The sequence below is a fragment of the Bradyrhizobium manausense genome (assembly GCF_001440035.1).
Taxonomy (GTDB): Bacteria; Pseudomonadota; Alphaproteobacteria; order Rhizobiales; family Xanthobacteraceae; genus Bradyrhizobium; species Bradyrhizobium manausense.
Map to the genome: position 1 here is coordinate 78,664 of NZ_LJYG01000110.1, position 21,991 is coordinate 100,654.

General features: G+C 63.9%; 21 protein-coding genes and 1 pseudogene. 15 read left to right on the top strand and 7 right to left on the bottom strand.

Annotated elements, in window-relative coordinates:
* Positions 1-211 precede the first annotated feature (211 nt).
* The 10 genes from AOQ71_RS34770 (at position 212) to AOQ71_RS34815 (ending at position 14,289) form a co-directional block, all read left to right on the top strand.
* Positions 212-1,540 carry an MFS transporter gene (locus AOQ71_RS34770; RefSeq protein ID WP_057756966.1) on the top strand — a complete coding sequence of 443 codons (1,329 nt, stop codon included), beginning with the start codon at positions 212-214 and terminating at the stop codon, positions 1,538-1,540.
* 250 nt (positions 1,541-1,790) lie between these two features.
* Positions 1,791-2,897, top strand: coding sequence for an efflux RND transporter periplasmic adaptor subunit (locus AOQ71_RS34775; protein WP_057756968.1), 1,107 nt, complete (start codon positions 1,791-1,793; stop codon positions 2,895-2,897).
* A gap of 178 nt (positions 2,898-3,075) precedes the next feature.
* Complete coding sequence (locus tag AOQ71_RS34780) at positions 3,076-6,213, top strand: efflux RND transporter permease subunit (protein ID WP_057756970.1); 3,138 nt, start codon at positions 3,076-3,078, stop codon at positions 6,211-6,213.
* 33 nt (positions 6,214-6,246) lie between these two features.
* Positions 6,247-6,846 (top strand): TetR/AcrR family transcriptional regulator, encoded by a 600-nt coding sequence (locus tag AOQ71_RS34785; protein ID WP_057756972.1) that lies wholly within the window; start codon positions 6,247-6,249, stop codon positions 6,844-6,846.
* A 134-nt stretch (positions 6,847-6,980) separates the two neighbouring features.
* Entirely contained in the window at positions 6,981-7,604 is a 624-nt protein-coding gene (locus AOQ71_RS34790) for a flavin reductase family protein (protein WP_057756974.1), read from the top strand.
* Positions 7,605-7,810: 206 nt separating this feature from the next.
* Complete coding sequence (locus tag AOQ71_RS34795; RefSeq protein ID WP_057756976.1) at positions 7,811-10,078, top strand: acyl-CoA dehydrogenase; 2,268 nt, start codon at positions 7,811-7,813, stop codon at positions 10,076-10,078.
* Positions 10,078-11,361 (top strand): acetyl-CoA C-acetyltransferase, encoded by a 1,284-nt coding sequence (locus tag AOQ71_RS34800; RefSeq protein WP_057756978.1) that lies wholly within the window; start codon positions 10,078-10,080, stop codon positions 11,359-11,361. Before AOQ71_RS34795 ends, AOQ71_RS34800 begins: the two co-directional genes overlap by 1 nt.
* Positions 11,362-11,363: 2 nt before the next feature.
* On the top strand, positions 11,364-13,460 hold the full coding sequence (locus AOQ71_RS34805) for a 3-hydroxyacyl-CoA dehydrogenase NAD-binding domain-containing protein (protein WP_057756980.1): 2,097 nt from the start codon (positions 11,364-11,366) through the stop codon (positions 13,458-13,460).
* A gap of 7 nt (positions 13,461-13,467) precedes the next feature.
* Positions 13,468-13,878 carry an acyl-CoA thioesterase gene (locus tag AOQ71_RS34810; protein WP_057756981.1) on the top strand — a complete coding sequence of 137 codons (411 nt, stop codon included), beginning with the start codon at positions 13,468-13,470 and terminating at the stop codon, positions 13,876-13,878.
* Between the two features lie 219 nt (positions 13,879-14,097).
* Positions 14,098-14,289, top strand: a complete 192-nt coding sequence (locus AOQ71_RS34815; RefSeq protein ID WP_057756983.1) for a hypothetical protein — start codon at positions 14,098-14,100, stop codon at positions 14,287-14,289.
* 167 nt (positions 14,290-14,456) lie between these two features.
* Here AOQ71_RS34815 and AOQ71_RS34820 read toward each other — a convergent pair whose 3' ends face one another.
* The 5 genes from AOQ71_RS34820 to AOQ71_RS34840 form a co-directional block, all read right to left on the bottom strand.
* A complete protein-coding gene (locus AOQ71_RS34820; RefSeq protein WP_057756985.1) occupies positions 14,457-15,017 on the bottom strand; it encodes a hypothetical protein in 561 nt (186 codons plus the stop codon).
* Positions 15,008-15,319, bottom strand: a complete 312-nt coding sequence (locus AOQ71_RS50060; RefSeq protein WP_083514723.1) for a helix-turn-helix transcriptional regulator — start codon at positions 15,317-15,319, stop codon at positions 15,008-15,010. Before AOQ71_RS50060 ends, AOQ71_RS34820 begins: the two co-directional genes overlap by 10 nt.
* Positions 15,320-15,570: 251 nt before the next feature.
* Positions 15,571-15,906, bottom strand: coding sequence for a hypothetical protein (locus AOQ71_RS34830; protein WP_057756987.1), 336 nt, complete (start codon positions 15,904-15,906; stop codon positions 15,571-15,573).
* A 1-nt stretch (position 15,907) separates the two neighbouring features.
* A complete protein-coding gene (locus AOQ71_RS34835) occupies positions 15,908-16,132 on the bottom strand; it encodes a P27 family phage terminase small subunit (RefSeq protein WP_057756989.1) in 225 nt (74 codons plus the stop codon).
* An 88-nt stretch (positions 16,133-16,220) separates the two neighbouring features.
* Entirely contained in the window at positions 16,221-16,613 is a 393-nt protein-coding gene (locus AOQ71_RS34840; protein ID WP_162268447.1) for a nuclear transport factor 2 family protein, read from the bottom strand.
* 155 nt (positions 16,614-16,768) lie between these two features.
* Here AOQ71_RS34840 and AOQ71_RS34845 point away from each other — a divergent pair, with 155 nt between their 5' ends.
* Positions 16,769-17,443 (top strand): HAD family hydrolase, encoded by a 675-nt coding sequence (locus AOQ71_RS34845; protein ID WP_057756993.1) that lies wholly within the window; start codon positions 16,769-16,771, stop codon positions 17,441-17,443.
* Positions 17,444-17,569: 126 nt separating this feature from the next.
* The gene (locus tag AOQ71_RS34850) at positions 17,570-18,415 is read left to right on the top strand and encodes a DeoR/GlpR family DNA-binding transcription regulator (RefSeq protein WP_057756995.1); all 846 of its coding nucleotides are present in this window, start codon (positions 17,570-17,572) and stop codon (positions 18,413-18,415) included.
* A gap of 6 nt (positions 18,416-18,421) precedes the next feature.
* Here the strand turns inward: AOQ71_RS34850 and AOQ71_RS34855 are convergent, their stop codons facing one another.
* Entirely contained in the window at positions 18,422-18,847 is a 426-nt protein-coding gene (locus tag AOQ71_RS34855; RefSeq protein WP_057756997.1) for a type II toxin-antitoxin system VapC family toxin, read from the bottom strand.
* Entirely contained in the window at positions 18,844-19,125 is a 282-nt protein-coding gene (locus AOQ71_RS34860; RefSeq protein WP_057757245.1) for a type II toxin-antitoxin system Phd/YefM family antitoxin, read from the bottom strand. Before AOQ71_RS34860 ends, AOQ71_RS34855 begins: the two co-directional genes overlap by 4 nt.
* A 229-nt stretch (positions 19,126-19,354) precedes the next feature.
* Here AOQ71_RS34860 and glpD point away from each other — a divergent pair, with 229 nt between their 5' ends.
* From glpD to AOQ71_RS34870, 3 genes and pseudogenes are all read left to right on the top strand, one after another.
* Positions 19,355-20,905 (top strand): glycerol-3-phosphate dehydrogenase, encoded by a 1,551-nt coding sequence (glpD, locus tag AOQ71_RS34865; protein ID WP_057756999.1) that lies wholly within the window; start codon positions 19,355-19,357, stop codon positions 20,903-20,905.
* Positions 20,902-21,267, top strand: a 366-nt coding sequence (locus AOQ71_RS49090; protein ID WP_245317328.1) for an ATP-binding cassette domain-containing protein, incomplete at its 3' end; no start/stop codon positions are given. The genes glpD and AOQ71_RS49090, both read left to right, overlap by 4 nt.
* Position 21,268: 1 nt before the next feature.
* Positions 21,269-21,982, top strand: a pseudogene (locus tag AOQ71_RS34870) (ABC transporter ATP-binding protein); the annotation flags it as partial.
* Between the last annotated feature and the right edge of the window lie 9 nt (positions 21,983-21,991).

Below are 21,991 nucleotides of genomic sequence, written 5' to 3' on the forward strand. Positions count from 1 at the left end.
GGCGAGCCGATCGATCCAAACTCCGAGCGCAATCCCGATCGCATACGCGACCAAATCCACGGCGAGAAGATGCGGGCGCGGGTCAGCGATGTCAGTAGCAGTGCGGCAGAATGATTTGGCTGCGTCCCATGCATTGCTTGTTCCATTGACTCTTTGGCCGCGATGCTCAAAACCGGGATCAGCTCACAAAAGCAACAATACGGGGGACGCCATGAGCCAGACCACGACCTATACCGCTTCCGCCGGTGCGAAAAGCGCCATTGAGACCTCAACGATTAGCGCCATCTCCTGGCGCCTGATCCCGTTTCTGGTTCTGGCCTACTTCTTCTCCTATCTCGATCGCGTCAATCTCGGCTTCGCCGCGCTGACCATGAACGCGGAGCTGAAGTTCACGCCGCTGATCTTCTCGTGGGGCGCCGGCATCTTCTTCATCGGCTATTTCATCTTCGAGGTGCCGAGCAACCTCGCGCTGGAAAAGTTCGGCGCCAGCCGCTGGATCGCCCGCATCATGGTGACCTGGGGCATCATCTCGGCGCTGATGGCGCTGGTGAGCGGCGTGACCAGCTTCTACGTCCTGCGCTTCCTGCTCGGCGTCGCCGAAGCCGGCTTCTTCCCCGGCATCATCCTCTATCTCACCTATTGGTATCCGGCCGAATACCGCGCCCGCTTTCTCGCAGCCTTCGCGATCGCCGTACCGGTTTCGACTGTGATCGGCGCGCCGATTTCGGGCCTGTTGCTCGGGCTCGACGGCGTGATGGGTCTGAGGGGCTGGCAGTGGCTGTTCATTCTCGAGGGCATTCCCTCGGTGCTGCTTGGCATCGTCACCTGGTTCTACCTCACCGACAAGCCGGAGAAGGCGGACTGGCTCTCGGCCGAGCAGAAGGCCTGGCTCAAGGCGAAGCTCGATTCGGAGATCGCCGCCAAGCAGGCGGTGAAGCATCTGTCGCTCGGCGAAGCCTTGTCGTCACCGAAGGTGATCGCACTCAGCCTGATCTATTTCGGCTTCGTCGGTGCGCTCTATGGCATGCAGTTCTGGCTGCCGCAGATCGTCAAGGCGTTCGGCCTCACCAATGCCCAAACCGGCTTCGTCACTGCAATCCCATATCTGTTCGGCACCATTGCCATGATCCTGTGGGCGCGGCATTCGGACGCCACGCGCGAGCGCGTGATGCATGTCGGCGCGCCCATGATCCTGATTGCGATCGCGCTCGCCATCTCCAGCTATCTCACCGACCCCACCCTGACCATGGTGGCGCTGACCTTCGCAGCGATCGGCGTGTTCTGCGTCTTCGGCGTGTTCTGGACCTTGCCGACCGCCTGGCTCTCCGGCACGGCGGCCGCCGGCGCCATCGCGCTGATCAACTCGATCGGCAATCTCGCCGGCTTCGGCGGGCCGTATCTAATCGGCTGGGTCAAGGAAGCGACGGGGCAGACCTCGACGGGTCTGCTGGTGCTCGCCGTGCTGCCGCTGCTCGCCGGCATTTTGGTCTTCATCGGCGGCCACGAGAGCAAGCACGAGTTCGGCGAACAGGGGCGCTAGAGATCACCGCTGACGTAGGTTCCGGAGTAGGGTGGGCAAAGGCGCTCTGCGCCGTGCCCGCCATCTCTCTCGACAACGAAAAATGCGTCGGCACGCTACGCTTTGCCCACCCTACGATAGCACCTTCCTGGCACCCTTTTTCGAGCCTTACCATCTCTTAACGATCACGCATTACTGATGACTGACGATTATTGACTTTTATCAGTGATTATTCGACATTCCTCTCAGTGCAGACGCAGGAGTGTCCCCGATGTTGGTTCGGTCGATTTTGTCCAGCTATTCCAGGCTCTTGGCGGGCGTGTCGCTGGCCCTGATGGCCGCGGCGCTGGCCGGATGCAACGATTCCGTGGCGCAAAAAGCCGAGCCGCCGCGGCCGGTCCTGGTCGCGACCGCGCATTATGACGCCGAGACCCCGGAGCGCAGCTTCGTCGGCACCATCAAGCCCCGCATCGAGAGCGATCTCGGTTTCCGCGTCGCCGGCAAGGTCGCAAAACGCCTTGTTGAGGTCGGTCAGACCGTGGACGTCGGCCAGGCACTCGCCACCCTCGACGAGGTCGATCTGAAGCTCCAGGCCGAGCAGGCCGTCGCCGAACAGACCGCCGCAACCGGCGTGCTGGCCCAGGCCGCCGCGGCCGAGCAGCGCGCCAAGGATCTGAAAGCCAAGGGCTGGACCACGGACGCCGCGATGGATTCGAGCCGCGCCGCGGCTGACGAAGCCCGTGCGCGCCTTGATCGCGCCGTCCGCTCGGTCGAGCTGACCAAGAATTCCCTTTCCTACGCGACGCTTGTTGCCGACGCCCGTGGCGTCGTGACCGCAACGCTGATCGAGCCCGGCCAGGTGGTCGCCGCGGGCCAGGCTTCGATCCGTGTCGCCCGCTTTGCCGAAAAGGAAGCGGTCGTCGCGATCCCTGAGACGCTGGTCGGACGCGCCAAGTCGGGCGTCGCCAGCGTCACTCTTTGGTCTGAGCCGGACAAGAAATATGTCGCCAAGCTGCGCGAGATCGCGCCGGCCGCCGATCCGGCCACGCGCACCTATCTCGCAAAATTCTCGCTGCCCGAGGCTGGCGACAAGGTCGCGCTCGGCATGACCGCGACGCTGACGCTGTCGGATGCCGGCACCGAGCGCGTCGCGCGGCTGCCGCTGTCGGCGCTGTTCAACGAAGGCGGCAAGCCGTCCTTCTTCGTCGTCGACGACAACGGCGCGGTCACGCTCAAGCCTGTTGTGGTGAAGTCCTACGACAGCAACGACGTCGTCATCACCGGCGGCGTCGACGAGGGTGCCAAGATCGTCGCCCTCGGCGTGCAGAAGCTCGACCCCGGCCAGAAGGTGCGGGTCGTGTCGGCGCTGTCTTTCTAGGCGTGACGACCAGTTACGTCGTGTGAGGTGAGCTTCTGCCTTTGCCCCTACGCAAAGGCTGAAGCGGCGAAGCGATCCAGAACCTGCCCAGCCCCCTGGATTGCTTCGCTGCCTCGCGACGACGGTTGATCAGAGCGGCTGTCGTTTGGGCAATTGGATCGATTTTCCGGAGAGTGCGATGAAGCGCTTCAACCTTTCGGCCTGGGCCGTCAGCCATCCGACGCTGGTCCTGTTCCTGATGCTCGTGCTCGGCGTTGCCGGCTTCTTCTCCTATCAGAAGCTCGGCCGCGCCGAAGATCCGTTCTTCACGGTGAAGGTGGTCAACGTTTCCGTGCTGTGGCCGGGGGCGACCGCACAGGAGATGCAGGCCCAGGTCGCCGATCCCATCGAGAAGAAGATCCAGGAGCTGCCCTATTTCGAGAAGGTGCAAACCTATTCCAAGCCGGGCTTCACCGCGCTCCAGGTCACCTTCCGCGATTCCACGCCGCCAAAGGACGTGCCGTATCTGTTTTATCTGCTGCGCAAGAAGCTGGTCGACGTGCAGGGCCAGTTGCCGGCCGGCATTCTCGGACCCGTCGTCAACGACGAATTCTCCGATGTCGATTCCATCCTCTACATGATGACCGGCGACGGCGCCGATTACGCTCAGCTCAAGAAGGTCGCGGAAGGTTTCCGCCAGCGCCTCCTCAAGGTGCCCGGTGTCACCAAGGTCGACATGTACGGCAACCAGGACGAGCGCATCTACGTCGAGTTTTCGCACGCCAAGCTCGCCACGCTCGGCATCACGCCGCAGGCGCTGTTCGATTCGCTCGCCAAGCAGAACAACGTGACGCCGGCCGGCACGGTCGAGACCTCGTCGCAGCGCGTGCCGCTGCGCGTCACCGGCGCGCTCGACGGCGCCAAGGCCGTGGCCGAGACCCCGGTCGAAAGCAATGGCCGCGTCTTCCGCCTCGGCGACATCGCCACCGTCAGCCACGGCTATGTCGATCCGCCGAGCTTCGTCGTCCGTCAGGAAGGCAAGGCAGCGATCGGCATCGGCGTCGTCACCGCCAAGGGCGCCAACATCCTCGAACTCGGCAAGGACGTCGAGAAAGCGACCGCCGAATTCATGAAGGCGGTGCCGCAAGGCGTGGACGTCTCGCTGATCGCCGATCAGCCCAAGGTGGTCGAGCATGCCGTCGGCGAGTTCGTGCACTCCTTCATGGAAGCGCTCGCGATCGTGCTGTTCGTCTCGTTCCTGGCGCTCGGCTGGCGCACCGGCATCGTGGTCGCGCTGTCCGTGCCCTTGGTGCTCGGTATCGTCTTCATCGTCATGAACTCGATGTCGCTCGACCTGCACCGCATCTCGCTCGGCGCGCTGATCATCGCGCTCGGGCTTCTCGTGGATGATGCCATCATCGCGGTCGAGATGATGGTGGTGAAGATGGAGCAGGGCTGGGACCGCATGCACGCGGCGTCCTTTGCCTGGGAATCAACTGCGTTTCCGATGCTCACGGGAACGCTGGTCACGGCCGCTGGCTTCCTCCCCATCGGCTTTGCCAATTCGGCGGTCGGCGAATATGCCGGCAGCATCTTCTGGATCGTGGCGATTGCGCTCATCGCCTCCTGGTTCGTGGCGGTGATCTTCACGCCCTATATCGGCGTCAAGCTGCTGCCGAACATCAAGGTCCACGCCAACCACGATCCGCATGCGGTCTACGAGACCCGCATGTACCGCGGCTTGCGTGCCGTCGTGCAATGGTGCGTCAATCATCGCATCACCGTGGTGGCCGCGACCGTCGGCGTGTTCGTTGCCTCCATCGTCGGCTTCGGCCATGTCCAGCAGCAGTTCTTCCCCCTGTCGGAGCGGCCTGAGCTGTTCCTCCAGCTGCGCCTGCCCGAGGGCACCGCCTTCAACGTCACCGAGAAGGCCGTGAAGAAGGCCGAGACGCTGCTGAAGGACGACAAGGACATCGAGACCTACACCTCCTATGTCGGCCAGGGCTCGCCGCGCTTCTGGCTCGGCCTCAACCCGCAACTGCCGAACGAGGCGTTCGCCGAGATCGTCATCGTCGCCAAGGGCGTCGAGGGGCGCGAGCGCGTCAAGGCCAAGATCGAGGGCGCCGTCGCCGACGGCATGCTCACCGAAGCGCGCGTGCGCGTCGACCGCTTCAATTTCGGCCCCCCCGTCGGCTTCCCCGTGCAGTTCCGCGTGATCGGGCCTGACGCGAACAAGGTGCGCGAGATCGCCTATCAGGTTCGCGACGTCATGCGCGAGAACAAGAACGTCAAGGACGTCCAGCTCGACTGGAACGAGCAGTCGCCCTACCTCAAGCTCGTCGTCGACCAGGACCGTGCCCGCGCCATGGGCTTGACCCCGCAGGAGGTCTCGCAGGCGCTGTCCATGCTGATCTCCGGCGCGCAGGTCACGACCGTGCGTGACGGCATCGAGAAGGTCGGCGTGGTCGCACGTGCGATCCCGTCCGAACGTCTCGACCTCGGCGGCGTCGGCGATCTCACCATCACCTCGAAGAACGGCGTTGCCGTCCCGCTGCAGCAGATCGCCAAGATCGAATACGCCCACGAGGAGCCGATCATGTGGCGGCGCAACCGCGACATGGCGATCACGGTGCGCTCCGACGTCGTCGACGGCGTGCAGGCGCCTGATGTCACCAACCAGATCACGCCGAAGCTTCAGGCGATCAAGGACAGCCTCGAGCCGGCCTACCGCATCGAGCCGGGTGGTGCGTTCGAGGAATCCGCCAAGGGTAATGCCTCGATCTTCATCCTCTTTCCGATGATGGTCATGGTGATGCTGACGCTGCTGATGATCCAGTTGCAGAACTTCTCACGCCTGTTCCTGGTGTTCCTGACCGCGCCGCTCGGCATTGTCGGCGCCTCCTTCGGCCTCAACATCGCCAATGCACCGTTTGGGTTCGTGGCGCTGCTCGGCCTGATCGCGCTCGCCGGCATGATCATGCGCAACACCGTCATCCTGGTCGACCAGATCGAGACCGACGTCAGCCACGGCCTGACCCGCCGCGAGGCGATCGTGGAGGCGACCGTCCGCCGCGCCCGTCCCGTGGTGCTGACGGCGCTCGCCGCCATCCTGGCCATGATACCGCTGTCGCGCTCGGCGTTCTGGGGCCCGATGGCGATCACCATCATGGGGGGCCTGTTCGTCGCGACGTTCCTGACGCTGCTGTACCTGCCGGGCCTCTACGCCCTCTGGTTCCGCAAGAGCCTGGACGAGGCAGGAACGCCCGAGCAGCCCGCCGCACCGCAACATGGCAGCGATGACCCGCATGCAATTCCGCTTGCCGAAGCGGCTGAATAGATGAGAAGACTGCTGACCAACGAGTCCTGACTGATGGCCCTTGTTTCGGAACATATCGAAGTCGACACCCGGGATCGCATCCTCGAGGTGGCCGAGCGGCTGTTCCGTCAGATCGGCTACCAGAAGACCACGGTCGGCGACATCGCCAAGGAGCTCAGGATGAGCCCCGCCAACGTGTATCGCTTCTTCGAATCGAAGAAGGCGATCCACCAGGCGGTGGCGCGTTCGCTGATGGGCGGGGTCGAGCTGGAGGCGCAGCGGATCGTGGCGCGGCCCGGTCCGGTGCTGCCGCGTTTCCGCGAGCTGCTCACCACCATCCACCGCATGAACACCGAGCGCTATGTCGGCGATAACAAGCTGCACGAGATGGTCGCGATCGCGATGGAGGAGGATTGGGACGTCTGCGTCGCCCATATGGAATGCATCGCCGGCATGATCGGCCAGATGATCGCGCAGGGCGTCGCTTCCGGCGAGTTCGAGGCGCCGGACCTGCAACTGGCTGCGCTCTGCGCCTGCAGCGCGATGATCCGCTTCTTCCACCCCCAGATGATCGCCCAGTGCGCCACCAAGCCGGGCCCGACCATCGACCAGATGATCGATTTCGTCATCGCCGGTCTGTCCCCGCGCCACTGACGGGGCGGGACTTTTCTCCCTATAAGCTGCTTCTCTGTCATTCCGGGGCGCCTCGAAGAGGCGAACCCGGAATCTCGAGATTCCGGGTTCGGTCCTGCGGACCGCCCCGGAATGACGGAGAGTGGAGAGCCAGCGTGACCGAGAAAGACCTGCATTTCTACGAACCCTCCAAGGGCCACGGCCTCAGGCACGACCCTTTCAACGCCATTATTGCGCCGCGGCCGATCGGCTGGATCTCGTCCCGCGATGCCAAGGGCCACGTCAATCTCGCGCCCTATAGCTTCTTCAACGCCTTCGCTTACGTGCCGCCGATCATCGGCTTCTCCTCCACCCACTGGAAGGACTCGGTCGAGAACATCCAGCAGACCGGCGAGTTCGTCTGGAATCTCGCCACCATGGATCTGGCCAAGCAGATGAACGCGACCGCCGCGCATGTCGCGCCCGAGGTCGATGAGTTCAAGCTCGCAGGGTTGACGGCAGTCCCGGGCAAGCTCGTCAACGTGCCGCGCGTCGGCGAGAGCCCGGTCGCCTTCGAGTGCAAGGTGTCCGATATCGTCCGTCTCAAGGGTGCCGACGGCAAGGAGGCGAATGCCTGGCTCACGCTCGGCGAGGTCGTGGCCGTCCACATCGACAAGGCCATGATCAAGGACGGCGTCTACCAGACCGCGGCGGCCCGCCCGATCGTGCGCGCAGGCCGCCGCGGCGACTATTTCGAGATCAAGCCGGAAAACATGTTCGAGATGATCCGGCCCGACTGATCCGGTCAAGCCCTGACCTGTAGCCCGGATTGCGCTTCGCTCCATCCGGGCTACGGCTCCTCTCCCTCCCGGAACTGTCCCCGCGCCCAGGCCGTTATGGTTCGAGCGACCGCCCGGCCGCGTCAATGTCGCAGGCGAGATGTTCCCCTCCGGCGGCCACTTTCCGCTAAAATGCCCTGTCACCGCGCCGATCCATGAGGTCCGCCATGAGCTTCCGCCGCGACAGACTGACAAAACCGATCTTCTCCTGGGCCCGCGGCGTGCTGCCGGCGATGTCCGACACCGAGCGCGAGGCGCTGGAGGCTGGCGACGTCTGGTGGGACGCTGACCTCTTCACCGGCAACCCCGACTGGTCGAAGCTGCTGAAGACCCCGCAGGCGACATTGACCGCCGAGGAGCGCGCCTTCCTCAACGGCCCCGTCGATGAGCTCTGCGCCATGCTCGACGAGTGGAAGATCTTCTGGGAGTGGCGCGACCTGCCGCAGGACGCCTGGACCTTCATCAAGCGCGAGAAGTTCTTCGGCATGATCATCCCGAAGCAATTCGGCGGCCTCGGCTTCTCGCCCTATGCCCATTCGGAAGTGGTGCGGAAAATCTCGACCCGCTCGATCGCTGCCGCCGTCACGGTGATGGTGCCGAACTCGCTCGGCCCCGGTGAGCTCCTGATGCGCTTCGGCACCAAAGAGCAGCAGGAGCGCTGGCTGCCGCGGCTCGCCGACGGCCGCGACATTCCCTGCTTCGGCCTCACCAGCCCGGAGGCGGGCTCCGACGCCGCCTCGATGGTCGACAGCGGCATCATCTGCAAGGGTGTGTTCGAGGGCCGCGAGGTCACAGGTCTCCGGCTGAACTGGCACAAGCGCTACATTACGCTCGGCCCCGTCGCGACGCTGCTCGGCCTCGCCTTCAAAGCCTATGATCCCGATCATCTGGTCGGCGATCAGGAAGAGCTCGGCATCACCGTCGCGCTGATCCCGACCCATCTGCCCGGCGTCGAGATCGGCCACCGTCATCTGCCGTCGATGCAGGTATTCCAGAACGGCCCGAACCGGGGCCGCGATGTCTTCATTCCGCTCGACTATGTCATCGGCGGCCAGGAACGGCTGGGCCAGGGCTGGAAGATGCTGATGACCGCGCTTGCCGCCGGTCGCGGCATCTCGCTGCCGTCGCTCTCCGCAGCCGGTGCTGCCTATGCGGCGCGGACGACCGGTGCCTATGCCCGCATCCGCGAGCAGTTCGGCATCTCCATTTCCAGGTTCGAGGGCGTCCAGGAGCCGCTCGCGCGCATCGTCGCCACCGCTTACCAGCTCGACGCCGCGCGGCGGCTCACTTGCGCGGCGCTGAATGCCGGCATCCACCCCGCCGTGATATCAGGCATCATGAAGCTGCATGCGACCGAACGCATGCGCATCGCGATCGACGATGCCATGGACATCCACGGCGGCAAGGCCGTGATCGACGGCCCGCAAAACTACATCGGCAATCTGCACCGCGCCGTGCCCGTGGGCATAACGGTCGAGGGCGCCAACATCCTGACGCGCAACCTCATCATATTCGGGCAGGGTGCAATCCGCGCTCATCCCTATCTGCTCGACGAGATGAACGCGCTTGCGGACACCGATCGCGAGCGCGGGCTTACCGCATTCGACAATGCGTTCTGGAAACATGTCCGTCACAGCTTCCAGACGCTGTTCCGCGCCTTCGGACGAAGCTGGACTTTTGGCGCTTTTGCGCTGGCGCCGGATGCCGGCGATGCAACGCCATTCTATCGCCAGCTCTCGCGCTACTCCGCGGCGTTCGCGCTTTGCGCCGATCTGGCGCTGCTGACGCTTGGCGGCGCGCTCAAGCGCAAGGAGATGTTGTCGGCGCGGTTCGGCGACATCCTCTCCGAGCTGTACCTGCTCTCGGCCGCGCTGAAACGCTGGCAGGATGAGGGTCGGCAGAAGGAGGATTTCGCCGCGTTGGAATGGTGCATGGCGACGGGCTTCAAGACCATCGAAGCGAGGTTTGCCGAAATCCTCGCCAATTTGCCGAACCGCTTCGTCGCCGCCATCCTCAAGCTCGTGGTCCAGCCCTTCGGTGCCCGCGTACTCGGTCCCTCCGATCGCGTCGTGCATCGATGCGCCAGCCTCGTGCTCGAGCCCTCGGCCGCACGTGAGCGCCTCACGCCGGATCTCGCCCATGTCGACGACGACAGCGGCTTCGCCCGGCTGGAGCGCGCCTTCAAGCTGGTCGCGGCGACCGACGCCATTGCCAAGCGCGTGCGCGCCGCGCATGTCCAGGACTGGAAGGACGCGGTGACCAAGGGCGTGATCACGCAGGCCGAAGGCGAGCAGCTCGCTTCTGCTCATGCCGCGGTCACGGAAGTCATCGAGGTCGACGATTTTGCGCCGGAGGCGCTGTCGCCGATTTACAAGAAAATCGGCGACGTGCATCAGTTCTTCCAGGAACTCGGTGAACAGAGGGCGGCGAGCTGATGGCACGACCGGTATTCATCATCGACGGCAGCCGGACACCGTTTCTGAAGGCGAGATCCGGGCCGGGGCCGTTCACGCCTGTCGATCTCGCCGTGCAATGCGGACGGCCGCTGTTGGCGCGCCAGCCGTTTGCGCCAACGGATTTTGACCAGGTCATCCTCGGCTGCGTCAACGTCATCGCCGACGAGATGAATCCGGCCCGCGTCGCCGCACTCCGGCTCGGCATGGGCGAAGACATGGTTGCCTTCACCGTGCAGATCAATTGCGGCTCCGGGATGCAGTCGATCGATACCGCCTATCGCTATATCCGCGAGGGCCATGCCGACATGGTTTTGGCTGGTGGCACCGAGGCGCTGAGCCATGCGCCGCTGGTCTGGCCGAATTCCGGCGTGCGCTGGTTCGCTGGCCTCGCCACGGCCAAAGGCGTAGCCGCGAAGCTCGCCGCAGCGTTCAAGCTGCGGCCGCGCTATCTCAAGCCGATCATCGGCCTCGAGCGCGGGCTCACCGACCCCATCACCGAACTGAACATGGGCCAGACCGCCGAAGTCGTCGGTCATCTCTTCGGCATCACCCGCGCGCAGTCCGATGCCTATGCCGCCGAAAGCCATCGCCGGCTCGCCCATGCACAGGCCGAAGGCTTCCTGAAAGGCGAGGTCGAAACTGCGTTCTCCCGAGACGGCAAGTTCTTCGACCATGACGACGGCGTGCGGTCGGACTCCACGGCCGAGACGCTGGCAAAACTCCGGCCGGTGTTCGAGCGTCCCTGGGGCCAGGTCACCGCCGGCAATTCCTCGCAGATCACCGATGGCGCATCGTGGGTGATCCTCGCCTCTGACGCGGCTGTGGCAAAACACAAGCTGACGCCGAAAGCCGCAATCGTCGACAGCAACTGGGCCGCGCTCGATCCCGGCATCATGGGGCTCGGCCCCGTGATGTCGGCGACGCCGCTTCTGACCCGCAACAACCTCACCCTCCAGGACATCGAGACCTGGGAACTGAACGAGGCCTTTGCCACGCAAGTGCTCGGCTGCCTCGCCGCCTGGAACGACGACAAGTTCTGCCGCGAGATTCTCGGGCTCGACGGCGCTGCCGGCGAGATCGATCGCGAAAGACTCAACGTCGATGGCGGCGCCATTTCGCTCGGCCATCCCGTCGGCACGTCAGGCAACCGCATCGTGCTGCATCTCGTCAATGCGATGAAGCGGCTCGGCACGCGGCGCGGGATTGCCACCGAATGCATCGGCGGCGGGCTCGGCGGCGCCATGCTGATCGAGGCGGTGTGACCATGGATTCAAAAATCATGACCGCGCTCGGCGATCGCGTGCTCTCGCTCGGGCCCCCGCCGGCAGCAGATGGTCCCTATAAGCACTTCAAGCTGACGCGTGACGCCGACGGCGTCGCCTGGCTGTTGTTCGATCGTGCCGATTCCAGTGCCAACACGCTGTCCTCCGATGTGATGGAGGAGTTCGACGCCGCCCTCGCGGCGATCGAGACCGAGCGCCCCGCTGGCCTCGTGATCCGTTCGGCGAAACCGTCCGGCTTCATCGCCGGCGCCGACGTCAACGAATTCCGCGGTGCGTCCGATCCCAAGGTGGTGGAAACGCGAATCCGTGCCGCGCATGCGGTGGTCGATCATCTGGAAGCTCTCAAGCTGCCGACGGTCGCGGTCATTCACGGTTTCTGCCTCGGTGGCGGGCTCGAGGTCGCGCTCGCCTGCCAGTCCCGCATCGCCGTCGACGGCGCGCGCTTTGGCTTCCCGGAGGTGATGCTGGGCCTGCATCCCGGCCTCGGCGGCACCGCGCGTTTCACGACGCTGGTCAATCCGACTCAGTCCATGGCGCTGATGCTGACCGGCCGCACCATCGACGCACGCCGCGCCAAAGCGCTTGGCCTCGTCGACAGCGTGACGCAGGAGCGTCACGTCAGGGGCGCCGTGAAGGACGTGTTGTTCGGCCGCATGAAGCGGGCGAAGCCCGGCCTGCTCACCCGCGCGGCCAATCTCGGCCCCGTGCGCGGGCTGCTTGCCAGGCGCATGCGCACCGAGGCGGCGAAGGCCGCGCCGCGCGAGCACTATCCCGCGCCCTACGCGCTGATCGATCTCTGGGAGACGCATGGCGGCAGCAAGGCCGCGATGCTGCAGGCGGAGCAGGCCTCCTTCGCCAGGCTGATGGTGACGCCAACCGCGCAGAATTTGATTCGCGTCTTCTTCCTGCGCGAGCAGATGAAGAAGGCCGCAGGCTCCGGCAACACGATCAAGCACGTCCACGTCATCGGCGCCGGTGCCATGGGTGGCGACATCGCGGCTTGGGTCGCCGGGCAGGGGCTGCGCGTCTCCCTGGCCGATATGAAGGCCGAGCCGATCGCGGGCGCGGTGAAACGCGCCGCCGAGCTCTACGGCAAGATCATCCGAAAAGCCACCGAGGTGCGCGACGCGCTCGATCGGCTGATCCCCGACATGGACGGCGAGGGCGTCCGCAATGCCGATCTCATCATCGAGGCGGTGCCGGAAAAGCTCGAGCTGAAGCAGAAGGTCTATGCCGGCCTCGAGCCCAGGATGAAGCCGGGCGCGATCCTTGCGACCAACACGTCGAGCATCCCGCTTCAGGATCTGCGCACCACGCTGGCGCGGCCGGAGCGGCTGGTCGGCCTGCATTTCTTCAATCCGGTGTCGCGCCTGCAACTGGTCGAGGTCGTCAGCCATGACGGCAACGACGCGCAGGTGCTCAAGGCGGCGCTCGCTTTCGTCGGCGCGATCGATCGCCTGCCGCTCGCGGTCAAGAGCTCGCCCGGCTTCCTCGTCAACCGTGCGCTGACGCCCTATATGCTCGAAGCCATGGTGATGCTGGACGAGAAGACCGACCCGCGCCTGATTGATGCGGCGGCGGAACAGTTTGGCATGCCGATGGGACCGATCGAGCTCGCCGACCAGGTCGGTCTCGATATCTGCCTCGATGTCGGCGACATGCTGGGCGCCAAGTTCGGCGACATGCTGCCGCCGACGCCGGCCTGGCTGCGCGAGAAGGTCACCAAGGGCGAGCTCGGCCGCAAGTCCGGCAAGGGCTTTTACACCTGGAAGGACGGCAAGGCCGAGAAGGCGCCATTGCCCGAGACCGGTCCGCGCGTCACTGATCAGATGATCGACCGCCTGGTGCTGCCGATGTCTAATGTCTGTGTCGCAGCCCTGCGCGAAGGCATCGTCGACGATGGCGATGCGGTCGACGGCGCCATGATCTTCGGCACGGGTTATGCGCCGTTTCGCGGCGGTCCCCTGAACTATGCGCGCACGCGCGGCGTGGAAAATATTGTATCCAGCTTGCGCGCGTTGGCCGAGCGATTCGGCGAACGCTTCGCGCCCGATCCGGGCTGGGACAATTTCAAGTGAGATCCACATGACCGAAACGTCCGACACCGGGCCGAGCGGCGATCTCTGCATCCGCACCTTGGCGATGCCCGCCGACACCAATGCCAATGGCGACATCTTTGGCGGTTGGCTGCTCAGCCAGATGGACGTCGGCGGCGGGGTGTTCGCCTCGAAACTCGCGAAGTCGCGCACTGTTACGGTCGCGATCGAGGCGATGAATTTTCGCAAAGCGGTTTATGTCGGCGATCTCGTCTCCGTCTACGCCACCCTCGTGCGCGTGGGCCGCACCTCGATGACGGTCCATCTCGAAGCCTGGGCGCTGCGGCGGCGCGAGCTGCAACCGATGCTCGTGACCGACGGCAATTTCACCTATGTCTCGATCGACGATCACGGCCACCCACAAGTGATCCAGCGCAACGATCCGCCAATCGCGACGTAATCGCGCCGCGCTTCGTCCCGCCTCGCGAAAACTTGCGGCATCGCGAAACGCGGCACTGATGAGTCAACCCGTCGCTTCTTCGCCAAGAACAGGTCACAAAACGGATGAGGTCCCGGCGTACTCAATAGCCCGTCGATTCGGGGTGGAACGGCCGATTTGCCCTCAGGAACCTTTGGGCAAAATTGTCGTTATTTGCCCGCACTGAGGAATCCACGGGCCATGCCAGATAGCTACATTATCGAAGTTAACTCAGAGACCGCGGGCATCGTCGTGCGCGGTCAGGGCGGCTACCGCTTCTTCGCCTCGTCCCATCAATTCAATCGCCTCGAAGGCCAGCTCTTCCGCAACGCCCGCGAAGCCGAACGTGCTGCGCGCAAGCTGGTGAACGGCGATGTGAAGGAGGCGGCGTAGGAGCCGCCATTCCGGAGCGCGGGAGCGTGGTCGGAAATTTTTGCAGCCCTTGATGCCGCTGCCTTTTCCTTCTCCCCTTGTGGGAGAGGGGACAGCCATAGATATCAATTAGTTAGACGGCGCAAGTCCCTGAAAAGCCCCTCTGCGAGGCGCCGCGTGGCGCCGTTCTACGGTTGATCCTGATCGGCAGCGGCAAGTCGTGCTTGCCGTCTCTCTTCACGGCGAATGAACCACCAGACCAAAATGCGATGGTTAGCATAGGCGGCCATAGCCATTACCAGCACCAGTGCGATCAACACCGCCAATATGATAGGCCGAGAGTTCGTGACGTGCGACTTAACGAACGGGATCATTTTCGCTTCGTATCTGTTGGCAAAAAATGAGCCCAGCATGACCGAAAGCCCGATGCCTGCCAATTGGCCGACCAATGCGTCTCTCTTGATTGAATCGAGGCGCGTCTCTGGTGCAATTGCCTGCCGAATACGAAACGCAGACCAGACATAACTCAGCGAGTGCAGAAGCTGCTCCGTCGGGCTGTGAAGGTCTTCGATGACAGCAAGCCATTCGCTCTCGATGGCTGGACGCTCCTCGGGCGGCAGCCGTGCAGCCGCAACCTTCACCAGCCAACGGCAGAGCGGCAGATGCCGAACTCCAATCTCGACACCGAGCAAACGAACGAAGAGACTGATCAGGATCGTCGCGAGAATCCCCAGAAGCGTCATGCCCATGCAAGACCTCCCTTGGGCGCGGCGGTCGGAAGATTTTGCCGATAAGCCGCTTGGCCTGCAGCGGTGAGCCTGTAATACCTCCGCTTAGGGCGACCAAGCTCGACTGGCTCGTCATCCTCCCAACGATCCTTCAGCCAGCCGGCCGACTTGAACCTGATCAGAATAGGGTAGAGCGTCCCTGACAGGATAGCCGTTCGCTCGGCGATGTCAGCGCCAGAAAGCTCGCGGTTTCCAGCATCTACGAATGCGTGCAGCACTTTCAGTCCCTTTGCGCTAACGCGCGGTTGCTTACTCGTTACCATCGGCTCACATCTCCCCTATGTAGAGTTACTACATAGCAGGCCATACCTGATTCGTAAAAGCCTCGAATCAGCGTGAGCACATGACGATCATTGGACACCCGGGTGCCGACACGACGCAACGCACAAGGTAGGCACTCGCTGACTTACGAACAGGCACTCGCCTGTAATTTGTGCGAATCTACGTCTATCTTGCCCCGTTTCCAGCCAATGTCACTCGCTCGCCACATCCGGGCCAATACCGGGATCAACCATTAAGCCCTGCAGCATCGATCAATGCTGTGATGCGCCGCCCTCCGCTCAAGCTCTCTCCAAAGCGCCTTGGCCTGCGGATGCCATGCGGCACCACCGCTCTCGGGCGGATACACGCTCTCGCCTTCATCGGGATTAACGATCGCAGGCCACTGATACGGCTTGAGCTGCAGTTCGTCGTGCAGTTCGTTGTGCAGCCGCCAGCACTCGTCGCAGACTGGGCAGCGCGACGTCATCACCGCGCAAACGCAGCCTGATAACTCCTGCATCGCCTTAAAAATTTCGATCGCTTTCGGCGAGATCCGATCGCCGCCCTTATCGCTTTGCCTGATTGTCATGTCACAGCTCCAGATCGAGAACCTTGAGAGCCTGCAAGAAAGCCGCCCGTGCGTCGCGCTCGACGGCCAGCAATGGGTGCTGCTTCGGCTGCCCATCGCGTCCCGTACAGGTCATGCCCTCGCGATCGATCGTCTCCCGCGCCACCCGAGCCCGCTGATGCGCTTCGAGGCCGCTCTGCAGGATGCTGGCAGCGGCGGTCGTCTTGACGACGTGCTCCTCGAACACCTGCGCCCAGATCAGCCGCTCCGGCTCGCCGAAATGGACGGGCGGTGGCAGTTTCAGGCGCTGCGGCTCGCGCGGATCGGCAGCATGATCACAATTTTGTCGCGGAGCGCGACAACAGCTTCCACTCGCCGCCCTGTTTCTGCCAGTTCATCAGGATGTGGAGGCTGTTTGCCACTTTCTTTCCGTCGGTCATCATCTCGGCCATCCAGTGGAAGCGGACGATCGCGGCAGGGCCGACGATCTTGATGGTCGGATCCTTGTACGCAATCGACAGGAATTTCGTCTTGCCGTCTGTGGCGTTGGCGACGAAGGCTGCCTTGTCCTCGAGGAAGCCGTTGGAATGGCTGTAGCTCAGATCGTCAGCGCATAGCGCACTGAGCGCCTTTGGATCGGCCGCGATCTGGGCGAGGCGAAAAGCCTCGACTTTTTGTGCCACCGCATCATGGTCGGTCCTGGCGGCGTGATCGCGATCGAGTGTCATCCTATCCTCCATTCTTGATGTTGCGGCCAATGTTGCAGCCGCATTCGATTTTGTCGAGTGTCACGTCGCCATCGCCGCAACGGGCTGCATTGCGACATCAGGGCCAAGTTGATACGTCTCGCGCATCGTTGCGCCGTGCGCGAGGGGAACACGATATGATCCAGGGACTGGGCAGGGCATTGCTGTTCGACATCGACGGCACGCTCGCCAACACCGACCCGCTGCACTTGAAGGCGTTCAATCAGGTGCTGGGCCCGCACGGCCATGTCTTCGACCACGCGCGCTTCTCCAGGGAGCTGCAAGGCTTCGCCAACGTCTCGATCGGTGAACGCTTTTTGCCTGACGAGACATTGGAGCGCCGCGCCGAGATTCTCGGTGAGAAGGAAGCAGTGTTCCGCGACCTGGTCGCGGGGCAGATCGAACCGTTGCCGGGCCTGATGGCGCTGCTCGACCGCGCCGATGCTGCCGGCATTCCCATGGTCGCCGTCACCAACGCGCCGCGTCTCAATGCCGAGCTGCTGCTCTCCGGCCTCGGCATCACGCAGCGCTTCAAGGCACTCGTGATCGGCGACGAGCTGCCATACGGCAAGCCGCATCCGCTGCCCTATCAGGAGGGGCTGCGCTTCGTCGGTGCCAGTGCGGCAGCCTCGATCGCCTTTGAGGATTCCCGCTCCGGCGTGCAGTCGGCCACCGCCGCCGGTATCCCGACCATCGGCATCCGGACCAGCCTTAGCGATGCTGACCTTGTCGGATCCGGCGCGGTCGCCTCCGCCAGCGCCTTCGACGATCCCGAGCTGCTCGCGCGGCTCGCGCGCGCCATGGCTTGGTAAGGCTTGGCGTGGTAAGGCTTGGCTTGGTCAGAAAAAGGGCTTCATCCGTGAACCGTGATCGGCATGCGCATTGACCGCGCGCGCGGGAAGCCGCACCATGCACCATTCTGATTTGAGGCCATTGCCGTGACCGGATTAACCCATCGCCAAGCCGAGATTCTCAACATCGCCCGCGCCTCCGGCCGCGTCATGGTCGAGGAGCTGGCGCGCCGGTTCGAAGTCTCGGCGCAGACCATCCGCAAGGATCTCAACGATCTCTGCGAGCGCCGATCGCTCACCCGTATCCACGGCGGCGCCATCATCGCCTCAGGCGTCGAAAACCTTGCCTATGAGGCGCGGCGCTTCGTGGCCGCCGACGAGAAGAAGGCGATCGGCGCCGCCGCAGCATCGCTGATCCCGAACGGCTGCTCGCTGTTCATCAACATCGGCACCACGACGGAGGAGGTGGCGAGCGCGCTGACCTCGCACGAGGATTTGCTGGTCATCACCAACAACCTCAATGTGGCCATGCTGCTCTACCGCCATCCCCGCATCGAGGTGGTGGTCGCCGGCGGTACGGTGCGCCGCGCGGACGGCGCCGTGGTCGGCTCGACCGCAACGCAACTGATCGGCCAGTTCAAGGTCGATTACGCCATCATCGGCGCCTCCGCGATCGACGAGGAGGGCGCGCTGCTCGACTTCGACTATCGCGAGGTACAGGTGGCGCAGGCCATCATCGCCAATGCCCGCAGCGTCATGCTGGTCGCCGATTCCACAAAACTTCGCCGCAGCGCGCCGGTCCGCATTGCGCACATGACCCAGATCCAGACCTTCGTGACCGACCAGGAGCTGCCCGAGCGCCTCGCCACCATCTGCCACAGCAAGGGCATCGAGGTGGTGGAGGCGATGCCGAAGAGCGCCGATATCGATGATCCCCAGGCCGATGCGCAGGATGCGGCGCCTGAAGCCGCACCCGTGGTACGGCTACGATAAGAGTTTTTAGACGCCGTCCCAGGGGTTGAGCAGCGGCACGCCGAGCGCGGCAAAATCCTTCACGTTGCGGGTGACGAACGTGAGGATGTTGGCGAGTGCAGTCGCCGCGAAGAATCCATCCATCACCGACAACGTGATGCCATTGCGGCGACTCTGCGCCATTAGATCGCCCCAGCGCTCAGCCACGGCATGATCGATCGGCAAGATGCGATCTGCAAAACGGGCCGGCAGATCATGGGTTAGCCAGGCACTTAGCGCCGTACGCCGGCGTCCGTCATCCAGCAGGGCAACGCCGCGACGAAGCTCGGCGATTGTGGCAACGCTGATGAAGGCGCGATCCTCATCAATGGTATCGAGCCACGCCATGACTTTCGGAGAAGGCGCCGGCCGTTGAACCTCCGACAGCACAACGGTGTCGAGGAGCAGGTTCACGGTAGCTCGTCGCGTGGTTCGTCATGCACGCGTTCAAATTCGAGCTCAGCGCCGCGCAGTGGCGAGGCCAGCAGAAACTCGGCGAGCGTGCCCTTGCGGGCAGTCTTTCGCGCCCACTCTTCGGCGGAAACCACCACGGCGTTGGGCTTGCCATGACGGGTGATGATTTGTGGACCGGTTTGGGCGCGGTCGACCACCTCGGACAAGCGGGCCTTCGCGTTGGCGAGCGTCCACGTGTCGGTGGGGTGTGAATCTGAAGGGGGGCTGTGACCCGGCATGCCGAGAACCAATATGACTATTATGACTATATAGGCTGGAGATGACCATTCAAGAGCGGGGGCTGCGTGCAGCGACATCACTTTGGCTGCTCAATTTGACGGCGAACTGCCCCACAGAAAGTTCCATTTTCGCTTCTTTCCGTCTCTCTTTCGTCTTGCTTTCGTTTTCTGGTGTGATCTAATCAAAAACGAAAGCTGCCGGCTCGGCTGAACGAGCGGTTTCCGGGGGATGCGTCTGTTGGAGCGTATTTTCGACCTCGCCATCATTGGAGGCGGTGTTAACGGTTGCGGCATTGCGCGCGATGCCGTGGGCCGCGGCAACACGGTTTTCCTGTGCGAAATGAACGATCTGGCGAGCGGGACGTCGTCCTGGTCGACCAAGCTGGTGCATGGCGGCCTGCGCTATCTCGAATATTACGAGTTCCGGCTGGTTCGCGAAGCGCTGATCGAGCGCGAGATCCTCTGGGGCATCGCGCCCCACATCATCCGCCCGCTGCGTTTCGTTTTGCCGCACCACGCCGGACTGCGTCCGGCCTGGCTGCTGCGCCTCGGCCTCTTCCTCTATGATCACATCGGCGGCCGCCATCTGCTGCCGGCGACGCGTTCGCTCGATCTCAGGCGCGACGAGGTCGGCAAGCCGCTGATCCCGAATCGCTACAGCCGCGCATTCGAATATTCCGACTGCTTCGTCGATGACGCCCGCCTGGTCGTGCTCAATGCGCGCGATGCCGCCGACAAGGGCGCCGAGATCCGCACCCGCACCCGCGCGACGGATATCAGGCAATCCGACGGCGTCTGGACCGTTAGCATGGTCGACACGCTGACCGGTGCGCGTTCGCAGATCCAGGCCCGTGCCCTGGTCAATGCCGGCGGTCCCTGGGTCGAGGACGTGCTCGGGCGCGGTGCCGGCGTCAACGCGAAAGCCAAGGTGCGGCTGGTGCAGGGCTCGCACATCGTGGTCAAGAAGCTCTACGACCACGACCGCGCCTACATGTTCCAGAACGCCGACGGCCGCATCATCTTCGTCATCCCCTATCAGGACGACTTCACGCTGATCGGCACCACCGACCGCGACTATGACGGCGATCCCTCCAAGGTGAAGGCGACGGGCGAGGAGATCCAGTATCTCTGCGCTGCCGCGAGCGAGTATCTCGCCAAGCCCGTGACGCCTGAGGACGTGGTCTGGACCTATTCCGGCGTACGTCCGCTCTATGACGATGGCGCCAGCGAGGCCAAGGCCGCGACCCGCGACTATGTGTTCGAGCTCGACACGCCCGGCGGTTCGCCCCTGCTGTCGATCTACGGCGGCAAGATCACGACCTACCGCCGCCTTGCCGAAGAGGCGCTGGAGCGGCTCGCGCCCTATCTTCGCAGTGCGAAAGCACGCGAAGGCTGGACCGGCAAATGGCCGCTGCCTGGCGGTGACATGGACGTTTCCGCCGTCGATGGTCTGATCGCCGAGCTCCAGCGCGGCTATCCTTTCCTGAGCCACGGGCATGCGCGACGTCTCGCACGCGCTTATGGCACCCGCGCCATCAAGCTGCTTGGCGACGCCAAATCGGCGGCCGATCTCGGCCAGGCCTTTGGCGCAACTCTGACCGAACGTGAGGTTCGCTACCTGATGACGAACGAATGGGCGGTGACCGCCGAGGATATCGTCTGGCGCCGCTCCAAGCTTGGCCTGCGTCTATCGGCCGACGAAATTGCCGCACTGGACGACTGGATCAGGACCCAAATTGTATCGCAAAGTCCTCTGCTCGAAGCAGGAGGACGCTCATGAGTGTGACACTCGAGCACGTGACCCGCACCGTCGACGGTGTCGAGCATATCCGCGATGTCTCGCTGACGCTCGAGAGCGGCACGCTCAACGTGCTGCTCGGACCGACACTGTCTGGCAAGACCTCGATCATGCGCCTGCTCGCCGGCCTCGACAAGCCGACCACGGGCAAGGTGCTGGTCAATGGCAAGGACGTCACGGGTATCGACGTGCGCCAGCGTTCGGTCGCAATGGTGTATCAGCAGTTCATCAACTACCCCTCGCTGACGGTCTACGAGAACATCGCCTCGCCCTTGCGCGTGCAGGGCAAGCCGCGCGAGGAGATCGAGACGCGCGTGGCGGAAGCCGCCAGGCTGTTGCGGCTCNCTCGAGCCGTTCCTGAAGCGTACGCCGCTCCAGCTCTCCGGCGGCCAGCAGCAGCGCACCGCGATGGCGCGCGCGCTGGTGAAGGGCGCCGACCTCGTGCTGCTCGACGAGCCGCTCGCCAATCTCGACTACAAGCTGCGTGAAGAGCTGCGCGCCGAGCTGCCGCGCATCTTCGAGGCCTCAGGCGCGATCTTCGTCTATGCCACGACCGAGCCGACCGAGGCGCTGCTGCTCGGCGGCAACACGGTGTGCATGTGGGAGGGCAAGGCGCTCCAGATCGGCGAGACGCCCGGCGTCTACCGCCGCCCCCGGACGCTGCGCGTCGCGCAGGTGTTTTCCGATCCACCGCTCAACCTCGTCGGCATCGAGAAGAAGAACGGCTCCGTGCAATATGCGGGAGGCATCGCCGCGCCGGCGTCCGGCCTCTATTCGTCGCTCGCCGACGGCGCCTATCGCGTCGGTTTTCGCGCCCACCAGCTTGCGCTCGCCAATGGCGAGACTGATCGCCACGCCTTCCATGCCACTGTGACGGTGACCGAGATCACCGGTTCGGAGAGTTTTGTGCATTTGACCCGCGACGGATCGAATTGGGTTGCGGTGCTGCACGGCGTGCACGAGTTCGAGCCGGGTCAGACCATCGATGCCGTGCTCGATCCCAATGATGTCTTCGTCTTTGATGCGGCAGACCGCTTGGTCGCCGCTCCGAGCTCTTGAGGGAGATGC